The organism is Erwinia sp. S38 (assembly GCF_016624545.1).
GTDB classification, from domain to species: Bacteria; Pseudomonadota; Gammaproteobacteria; order Enterobacterales; family Enterobacteriaceae; genus Erwinia; species Erwinia coffeiphila.
On record NZ_JACVTS010000048.1, the window covers coordinates 1 to 8,757 of the forward strand.

The 8,757-nt window shown below is 53.6% G+C and carries 8 protein-coding genes and 1 riboswitch; of the genes, 5 read left to right on the top strand and 3 right to left on the bottom strand.

Annotated features, from left to right (window positions below):
• Nucleotides 1–116: 116 nt before the first annotated feature.
• Nucleotides 117–848, bottom strand: a complete 732-nt coding sequence (locus IBT46_RS26675; RefSeq protein WP_200548089.1) for a redoxin family protein — start codon at nt 846–848, stop codon at nt 117–119.
• 134 nt (nt 849–982) lie between these two features.
• Here IBT46_RS26675 and oxyR point away from each other — a divergent pair, with 134 nt between their 5' ends.
• Nucleotides 983–1,900, top strand: a complete 918-nt coding sequence (oxyR, locus tag IBT46_RS26680) for a DNA-binding transcriptional regulator OxyR (protein ID WP_105594509.1) — start codon at nt 983–985, stop codon at nt 1,898–1,900.
• On the opposite strand, the gene sthA is transcribed toward oxyR, so the two are convergent.
• Nucleotides 1,883–3,283: a Si-specific NAD(P)(+) transhydrogenase gene (gene sthA, locus IBT46_RS26685; RefSeq protein WP_105594520.1), complete on the bottom strand. Its 1,401-nt coding sequence runs from the start codon at nt 3,281–3,283 to the stop codon at nt 1,883–1,885. The two genes, oxyR and sthA, sit on opposite strands and share 18 nt — an antisense overlap.
• Before the next feature lie 192 nt (nt 3,284–3,475).
• Between sthA and fabR the strand changes: the two genes are divergently transcribed.
• Together fabR and IBT46_RS26695 are read left to right on the top strand one after the other, a co-directional pair.
• Entirely contained in the window at nt 3,476–4,117 is a 642-nt protein-coding gene (fabR, locus tag IBT46_RS26690; protein WP_105594510.1) for an HTH-type transcriptional repressor FabR, read from the top strand.
• Nucleotides 4,118–4,129: 12 nt separating this feature from the next.
• A complete protein-coding gene (locus tag IBT46_RS26695) occupies nt 4,130–4,483 on the top strand; it encodes a YijD family membrane protein (RefSeq protein WP_105594511.1) in 354 nt (117 codons plus the stop codon).
• Between the two features lie 33 nt (nt 4,484–4,516).
• On the opposite strand, the gene trmA is transcribed toward IBT46_RS26695, so the two are convergent.
• Nucleotides 4,517–5,617: a tRNA (uridine(54)-C5)-methyltransferase TrmA gene (gene trmA / locus IBT46_RS26700; RefSeq protein ID WP_200548090.1), complete on the bottom strand. Its 1,101-nt coding sequence runs from the start codon at nt 5,615–5,617 to the stop codon at nt 4,517–4,519.
• 123 nt (nt 5,618–5,740) lie between these two features.
• Nucleotides 5,741–5,921: riboswitch (cobalamin riboswitch) on the top strand.
• Nucleotides 5,922–5,988: 67 nt separating this feature from the next.
• Here trmA and btuB point away from each other — a divergent pair.
• Both btuB and murI read left to right on the top strand, forming a co-directional pair.
• On the top strand, nt 5,989–7,860 hold the full coding sequence (btuB, locus tag IBT46_RS26705) for a TonB-dependent vitamin B12 receptor BtuB (protein WP_200548091.1): 1,872 nt from the start codon (nt 5,989–5,991) through the stop codon (nt 7,858–7,860).
• Nucleotides 7,805–8,656, top strand: a complete 852-nt coding sequence (murI, locus tag IBT46_RS26710) for a glutamate racemase (RefSeq protein WP_200548092.1) — start codon at nt 7,805–7,807, stop codon at nt 8,654–8,656. Before btuB ends, murI begins: the two co-directional genes overlap by 56 nt.
• The last annotated feature ends 101 nt before the right edge of the window (nt 8,657–8,757 follow it).

Here is an 8,757-nt window from a genome sequence, read left to right on the forward strand (position 1 = left end):
TCGGGCGTTTTACAGGCAGAACGTTGTCAACCTAAATCAGGACTAGTCACTAAGCTAATTTGTCGACATCGCCGCTCAATTAATGAAGCGTTCAGCCAGCGAAATCAGTCCGTCATTCAGGCGGCAAAAAACTTTTCTAAATCATCGCTGCCGCCGATGTGGCGCCCGCCAATAAAGACCTGGGGCACGGTGGCGCGGCCGGTCATTGCGCGCAGGCTTACAGTGGTGGCATCCTGGCCCAACACAATTTCTTCATACTGCATACCGCGGTCCAGCAGCATCTGTTTCGCTTTGGTGCAGAACGGGCAGCCGGGCTTGGTGAACAGTGATACAGACTCCTGTACCTTAAACTCCGGCGCAACGTAGCGCAGCATAGTATCGGCATCGGAGACTTCAAACGGGTCACCCGGTTTGTTTGGCTCAACGAACATTTTGACCACTACGCCGTTACGCACCAGCATTGAATAGCGCCATGAGCGCGGGCCGAAGCCGAGATCGGCTTTCTCTACCAGCATCTCCATACCGCGGGTGAACTCACCGTTGCCGTCGGGAATAAAGTTGATGTGCTCGGCATGCTGATCGGCTTTCCACGCATTCATCACGAAGGTGTCGTTAACGGACACGCAGAGGATGCTGTCCACGCCGTGACTTTTGAATACGCCGGCCAGTTCGTTGTAGCGTGGCAAATGGCTGGACGAACAGGTTGGAGTAAACGCACCCGGCAGAGAGAAAACAATCACCGTTTTGTCTTTGAACAGCTCATCAGTGGTGACATCGACCCAGCTGTCGCCCTGACGCGTGTGAAAAGTGACCTGTGGGATGGATTTACCTTCCTGACTTGCAAACATGTAAAGACCTCATCGTTTAATTTTCGGGTGTGCGATTTGTGTACGGACACATTATTGTGATCGAGGGTTGATAGGGCTAATCGTTGATTGCTATCCTATCTATCGCCACGGACTATCGTGGTCTGGAGGATAAGATGAATATTCGTGATCTTGAGTATCTGGTTTCGTTGGCGGAGCATCGTCATTTTCGTCGTGCAGCGGATGCCTGTCATGTAAGCCAGCCGACCCTGAGCGGACAGATCCGCAAGCTGGAAGATGAACTGGGCGTTATGCTGCTTGAGCGCACCAGCCGTAAGGTGCTGTTTACCCAGGCGGGGCTTCTGCTGGTGGATCAGGCGCGTACCGTTCTGCGTGAAGTCAAGGTGCTGAAGGAGATGGCCAGCCAGCAGGGCGAGGCAATGTCCGGTCCGCTGCATATCGGGCTGATCCCCACCGTGGGCCCTTATCTGCTGCCGCAGATTATTCCGTCGCTGCATAAAACGTTCCCCAAGCTGGAGATGTATCTGCACGAGGCGCAAACCCAGCAGCTGCTGGCGCAGCTCGACAGCGGCAAGCTGGACTGTGCCATTCTTGCTCTGGTCAAAGAGTCGGAAGCGTTTATTGAAGTGCCGCTGTTTGATGAGCCGATGAAGTTGGCGGTATATCAGGATCACCCGTGGCACGATCGCGATCGTGTGCCGATGTCGGATCTGGCCGGTGAAAAGCTGCTGATGCTGGAAGACGGTCATTGCCTGCGCGATCAGGCGATGGGTTTCTGCTTCCAGGCCGGTGCCGATGAGGATACGCATTTCCGCGCGACCAGTCTGGAAACGCTACGTAACATGGTGGCGGCGGGCAGCGGAATTACGCTGTTACCCGCGCTGGCCGTGCCGAAAGAGCGGGTGCGTGATGGCGTATGCTATCTGCCCTGCTACAAGCCTGAACCACAGCGTACCATTGCCCTGGTATATCGTCCGGGCTCGCCCCTGCGCGGCCGTTATGAACAGCTGGCAGAGGCGATCCGAACACATATGCAGGGCGTGATGATTGGCGGATTAAAACAGGCGATTTAAGCCGTTTAGCGCCGCCACCCGATAGGCTTCGGCCATAGTCGGGTAGTTGAAGGTGGTATTCACAAAGTACTCAATCGTGTTGCCACCGTTTTTCTGCTCCATAATCGCCTGACCGATATGAATAATCTCGGCGGCACGTTCACCAAAGCAGTGAATGCCGAGGATCTCTTTGGTTTCGCGATGGAACAGGATCTTCAGGCTGCCGACGTTCATCCCGACAATCTGCGCGCGTGCCAGATGTTTGAACTGTGCGCGGCCCACTTCATACGGCACTTTCATCGCCGTCAGCTGCTGCTCGGTTTTACCCACGGAGCTGATTTCCGGAATGGTGTAGATACCGGTAGGGATATCCTCAATCAGGTGTGCGTTGGCTTCGCCTTTCATCAGGGCCTGTGCCGCAATGCGCCCCTGATCGTAGGCGGCAGAAGCCAGGCTTGGGTAGCCAATCACATCGCCCACCGCGTAGATATGCGGCTGTGCGGTCTGATACATGCTGTTGACCTTCAGCAGCCCACGGCCATCGGCCTTCAGCCCGACATTTTCCAGCGACAGCGAGTCGGTGTTACCGGTGCGTCCGTTGGCGTACAGCAGGCAGTCCGCTTTCAGCTTTTTACCGGATTTCAGATGCATAATCACGCCATCTTCAACCCCTTCAATTTTCTCGAACTCTTCGTTATGGCGAATCACCACGCCGTTGTTCCAGAAGTGGTATGAGAGCGAATCTGACATTTCCTGATCGAGGAAGGCCAGCAGGCGATCGCGGGTGTTAATCAAATCGACTTTGACGTTCAGCCCACGGAAGATCGAAGCGTATTCACAGCCAATGACCCCGGCACCGTAGATAATGACGTGGCCCGGCTCATGGTGAAGATTAAGGATGGAATCGCTGTCGTAAACCCGCGGATGGGTAAAATCGACATCCGGCGGATGGTAAGGGCGTGAACCACAGGCGATCACAAATTTTTCAGCGGTCAGGCGTTCGGTGGTGCCATCAGGGCTTTCGACTTCAATGGTGTTGGCATCAACAAAACGCGCATCCCCCTGGAACATCTCACAGTGATTTCGTTCGTAGAATCCCTGGCGCATACGGGTTTGCTGACTAATTACGTTCTCGGTGTGGTTGAGAATGTCGGCAAAGGAGGAGCGAAGGAGACGTGAGTGGTCGCTATACAGTGGGTTCTGGTTAAATTCGATAATGCGGCTAACGGCATGACGAAGTGCTTTCGACGGAATCGTTCCCCAATGTGTACATCCGCCGCCGATATTGTGGTAGCGCTCGATCACTGCGACTCGCGCTCCCTGTTTCACCAGCCCCATGGCAGCACCTTCACCGCCCGGGCCTGAACCAATAATTATGGCGTCGTAATCATAAGACTGTTGCATACCAATACGTCCTATTTTATAAAACAATTTTACAACGATATTCTAACATCCAGCGGCCAACTTCCCAATTCTTACCGCTTTTTTTGCCACCATTTGCCAAATTTCCAGGTTAACAGGCGGTCACAAAGTTTGCGGCACTGTACGCTGAAATTTTTGCTATAGTGCCCACTTGCAGGCTAAACAGGCACAAAAATGGGCGTCAGAGCGCAGCAAAAAGAACGTACACGGCGGTCACTTATTGAGGCGGCATTCAGCCAGTTAAGTGCCGAGCGTAGCTTTGCCAGCCTGAGTCTGCGCGAGGTGGCCAGAGAGGCTGGAATTGCCCCGACGTCATTTTATCGTCACTTTCGTGATGTAGATGAACTGGGGTTAACCATGGTAGACGAAAGTGGCTTAATGCTTCGTCAACTAATGCGACAGGCGCGTCAGCGTATTGCCAAAGGCGGCAGCGTTATTCGCACTTCCGTGTCGACTTTCATGGAGTTTATTGGCGATAACCCCAACGCTTTTCGCCTTTTGCTGCGTGAGCGCTCAGGGACATCCGCCGCCTTTCGTGCCGCCGTCGCTCGGGAAATACAGCATTTTATCGCCGAACTGGCGGATTATCTGGAAGTGGAAAATCGCATGCCGCGCAGCTTCACCGAAGCACAGGCGGAAGCGATGGTCATCATTGTGTTTAACGCCGGTGCAGAAGCACTGGATATTGATGCCGGACAGCGTCGTCAGTTGGAAGAACGGCTGGTACTGCAACTGCGTATGATCTCGAAAGGGGCATATTACTGGTATCGCCGTGAGCAGGAGAGACTGGCTGTGACGCTGGCATCCAACGATTAAAAAGGTGGAGACATGAGTTTAGCTTCAGGCAGAGACAAAGGAACGCTGCTGCTGGCGTTTTTAACCGGGCTTTCCATTAACGGCAGTTTTTCTGCACTTTTTAGCTCGATAGTACCCTTTTCAATGTTCCCGATTATTGCCCTGGTGCTCGCTGCCTGGAGTCTGCACCAGCGCTATCTGAATCGCTCAATGCCTGACGGGATGCCGTCGCTGGCCGCTGCATTCTTCCTGCTGGGTATTCTGCTGTATAGCGCGATGGTACGGGCGGAGTATCCGGACATTGGTTCGAACTTTATCCCGACCATCTTGATGGTGGCGGTCGTGTTCTGGATTGTGAGCAAGTGGCGGGTGCGTAAGAGCAGCTGAATTTCAGGGCGATCGACCGATCGCCCTGATTGTTTAACGCCGGGTTAGCAGTACGCCGCATTCCATATGATGGGTATACGGGAACTGATCAAACAGCGCCAGGCGGGTCACATCGTGAGTGGCCGATAGCGTGGCGAGGTTGTTGCACAGCGTTTCAGGATTGCAGGAGATATAAAGGATGCGCGGATAGGCCTGCACCATTTTCACCGTTTCATCATCCAGACCGCTGCGTGGCGGATCGACAAAGATGGTTTCACACTCGTAGCTCTTCAGGTCTATCCCTTCCAGACGGTTAAAACTTCTTTCACCGTTCATCGCCTGGGTGAACTCTTCCGCCGCCATACGAATGATCTGTACGTTATCAATCTGATTTACCGCAATATTGTACTGCGCCGAGGCGACTGAAGGCTTGGCGATTTCGGTCGCCAGTACCCGGCGGAAATTACGTGCCAGCGCCAGCGAGAAGTTGCCGTTGCCGCAGTACAGTTCCAGCAGGTCGCCGCTTGAGTTACGGGTGGTATCCAGCGCCCATTCCAGCATTTTCACGTTCATGGCGGCATTAGGCTGGGTGAAGCTGTTTTCGACCTGGCGGTAAATCATCTCCCGGCCATCCACCGTCAGGCATTCATCAACGAAATCCTGATCGAGGCAGATCTTGGTTTTGGTGGCGCGGCCAATCAGATGCAGATTAAACCCTTCAGCACGCAGCGCATCGCGCAGCTGCTCCGCGGCCTGCTGCCAGACTTCATCCAGCTTGCGGTGGTACAGCAGTGAAACCACAACCTGACCGCTTTGCGTAGAGAGGTAGTCAATCTGGAACAGCTTAAAGCGCAGCGCCTGTGTTTCCCGCAGCGTAGCCAGTAATCTTGGCATCAGGCGATTAATTAACTCGCTGGCGGCCGGGAAGCTGTCAACGCGGATTCTTTCACGCGTTTGCTGATCGAAGATGATGTGATAGAGGTCATCACCATCGTGCCAGACGCGAAACTCGGCACGCATCCGATAGTGGCTGACCGGCGAACGAAAGATTTCAACTTCGGGCGCGTTAAAGGCTGACATCATCGACGTCAGGCGGTTTACCTTTTCGGCAAGCTGATCTTCATAGTGTTCTACGGGCAGCTGTTCGGGCGTCATAGTGGTTCCTGGATATTTGGCGGAGATAGCCGGGCGATTGTAGGGATTCCACATCTGATGTCCAGCATTGTGAACGAATTGCCATTATGGATGTCCAGCTGTCTGGACTTCCAATTGCGTTATACATAAAATGCGCTCTCCGGCCTCTCCACGAGTTAAAAGGGAATCCAGTGAAAATCTGGAGCTGACGCGCAGCGGTATAGAATGTCATGGCAATCGCGCAAGCAGACACTGTCTACGGATGGGAAGTCTTTGCCTTTTACGACACTGAGCCCGAAGACCTGCCGGATTAACGTCGCATTATTACGATCATCGCGTGCTATCGATCGTAAGCCTGCGGCATCCTGCTGGTTTTTTGGATGCTCTATACAATGAAAAAAATGAATAAATCGCTGTTTGCCTTTAGCGCAACGGCAATTGCACTCTGGGCGCAGTATGGCTTTGCACAGGATAATAAAGAAGAGACGCAGGTTGTAACGGCGAACCGATTTCAGCAGCCGATCAATACAGTACTTGCGCCGACCACCGTTGTGACTCGCGCTGAAATCGATCGCTGGCAGTCTAAAAGCCTGAGTGATGTGATGCGCCGCTTGCCCGGCGTCGATGCCGTACAGCAAGGGGGGATGGGGCAAAAGACCAGCCTGTTTATTCGCGGCACCAACTCTAATCATGTGCTGGTGCTGATTGACGGCATCCGTCTGAATCAGGCCGGTATCACCGGTTCTGCAGATATCAGCCAGATTCCGCTGGCTCTGGTGCAGCGCGTTGAGTATATCCGCGGTGCCCGTTCTGCGGTTTATGGTTCCGATGCTATTGGCGGCGTGGTTAACATTATCACCACGCGTGAAGGTGAAGGTACGACGCTGGAAGCCGGGGTGGGTTCAAACAGCTACCAGAATTATAACGGCTCCACCCAGCAAATGTTGGGTGAAAACACCCAGGTGACGCTGGCCGGGGATTATACCTACACCCGGGGTTTCGACGTGAAGGCCGGTTATCCAAATGATTACGGCCCGGCCCAGCCGGATCGCGATGGCTTTATGAGCAAAACGCTGTACGGCGCGTTGAATCACCAGTTTAACGAGCAGTTCAGCGGTTTCGTACGCGGATACGGTTTTGATAATCGTACCGGCTATGACAGTGGTTACGGTTATACAGTGCCGGGTTCGTTAGTTGATACGCGCCAGCTCTACAGCCAGACCTGGGACACCGGGCTGCGCTTTAATCAGGGTATCTACTCTTCACAGCTTGTTGCCAGTATCAGCCACGTCAAGGATTACAACTACGATCCGCGCCTGGGGCGTTATAGCGACGCAACGACCCTGGATGAAAGCAAACAGTATAATGTGCAGTGGGGCAATACGTTCGCCGTGGGGCAGGGTGCCGTTAGCGGTGGCGTCGACTGGCAGAAGGAAACCACGGAGCCGGGCACCAGCTCGCTGGCAAACAGCACCGAGCTTCGCAATACCGGCCTGTATCTGACCGGGCAGCAGCGGTTCGGTGAGTTTACCGTTGAAGGCGCGGTGCGCGGTGATGATAACTCCCAGTTCGGCTGGCATAATACCTGGCAGACCAGTGCCGGTTGGGAATTTGTGGAGGGCTATCGCTTTATTGCTTCCTACGGTACCGCATTCAAAGCGCCAAACCTGGCCCAGCTGTACAGCAACTTCTACGGCAATGACCAACTGAAGCCGGAAGAGAGCAAGCAGTGGGAAGCGGGCTTTGAGGGACTGACCGGCCCGATCACGTGGCATATCTCCGGCTATCGTAATGACATCGACAATCTGGTTGATAGCGATCCAACGACCTACCGTTACTACAACATCTCGAAAGCCACGATCAAGGGCGTTGAAGCAACGGCTTCCTTCGATACCGGTCCGCTGAGCCACGAAGTCTCCTTCGATTATCTGGACCCGCGTAACGGTGCCACCAATGAGATCTTATTGCGCCGTGCGAAACAGCAGGTCAAGTACCAGCTTGACTGGACGGTATATGACTTCGACTGGTCTGTGACCTATCAGTATCTCGGCCAGCGCTATGATAAGGATTTCAACGTTTATCCCAACCCTACAGTGAAAATGGGCGGAGTCAGCCTTTGGGATCTCGCCGTGTCGTATCCGATCACATCCCATCTGACTGTTCGTGGTAGAATTGCCAACCTGTTCGATAAAGACTACGAGACAGTGTATGGCTATGAAACCCCTGGACGGGAATACTACCTCAACGGCAGTTACACCTTCTAATCCGCGCCCCACCGTGCTGGTTTTTGACTCCGGCGTCGGTGGGCTTTCGGTCTATGATGAGATCCGCAAGCTTTTGCCGGATCTCCATTATCTCTATGCTTTTGATAACGTCGCCTTTCCTTATGGTGAGAAATCGGAAGAGTTTATCGTTGAACGCGTTGTCTCTATCGTTGAAGCGGTCACGCTTCGTTATCCCCTCGCGCTGGTGGTCATTGCCTGTAACTCGGCCAGCACGGTCACCCTGCCTGCATTACGCGAACGCTTCTCCTTCCCTGTGGTAGGTGTTGTGCCGGCGATCAAACCCGCTGCGCGTTTAACCCGTAACGGTATCGTTGGCCTGTTGGCGACGCGTGGTACGGTAAAGCGTCCTTATACCCATGAGCTGGTGGCTCGTTTTGCCAGCGAGTGCAAAACGGAAATGCTGGGTTCGGCGGAGCTGGTCGAGCTGGCGGAAGCGAAACTGCACGGCAAACCGGTGGCGATAGAAGAGGTGAGGCGGATTTTACAACCCTGGCTGCGTATGAAGGAGCCACCGGATACGGTCGTGCTGGGATGTACGCATTTCCCTCTTATTAGTGAAGAGCTCCAGCAGGTACTGCCTGAAGGGACCCGGTTAATAGATTCTGGCGCTGCGATTGCTCGCCGTACCGTCTGGTTATTAGAAAATGAATCGCCAGAAGCCTTTTCTACAGATAGTAATATCGCTTACTGCATGGATATTACGGAACAGGCAGTACAATTAATGCCCGTTTTGCAGCGCTACGGGTTTGAAAAGCTCGAAAAACTAGCGTTCTGAAGCACTTTTGGGCAAAAAAACAACATTCGCACATCTTTTTAAAATTAGCCCTTGTCAGCCGCCAGAAAATCCCTATACTGCGCCTCCACTGACACGGAACA

Bases quoted from the DNA above. Each gene is read 5' to 3' on its own strand.
- IBT46_RS26675 (WP_200548089.1), bottom strand. From the start codon at position 848: ATGTTTGCAAGTCAGGAAGGTAAATCCATCCCACAGGTCACTTTTCAC.
- oxyR (WP_105594509.1), top strand. From the start codon at position 983: ATGAATATTCGTGATCTTGAGTATCTGGTTTCGTTGGCGGAGCATCGT.
- sthA (WP_105594520.1), bottom strand. From the start codon at position 3,283: ATGCAACAGTCTTATGATTACGACGCCATAATTATTGGTTCAGGCCCG.
- fabR (WP_105594510.1), top strand. From the start codon at position 3,476: ATGGGCGTCAGAGCGCAGCAAAAAGAACGTACACGGCGGTCACTTATT.
- IBT46_RS26695 (WP_105594511.1), top strand. From the start codon at position 4,130: ATGAGTTTAGCTTCAGGCAGAGACAAAGGAACGCTGCTGCTGGCGTTT.
- trmA (WP_200548090.1), bottom strand. From the start codon at position 5,617: ATGACGCCCGAACAGCTGCCCGTAGAACACTATGAAGATCAGCTTGCC.
- btuB (WP_200548091.1), top strand. From the start codon at position 5,989: ATGAAAAAAATGAATAAATCGCTGTTTGCCTTTAGCGCAACGGCAATT.
- murI (WP_200548092.1), top strand. From the start codon at position 7,805: ATGGCTATGAAACCCCTGGACGGGAATACTACCTCAACGGCAGTTACA.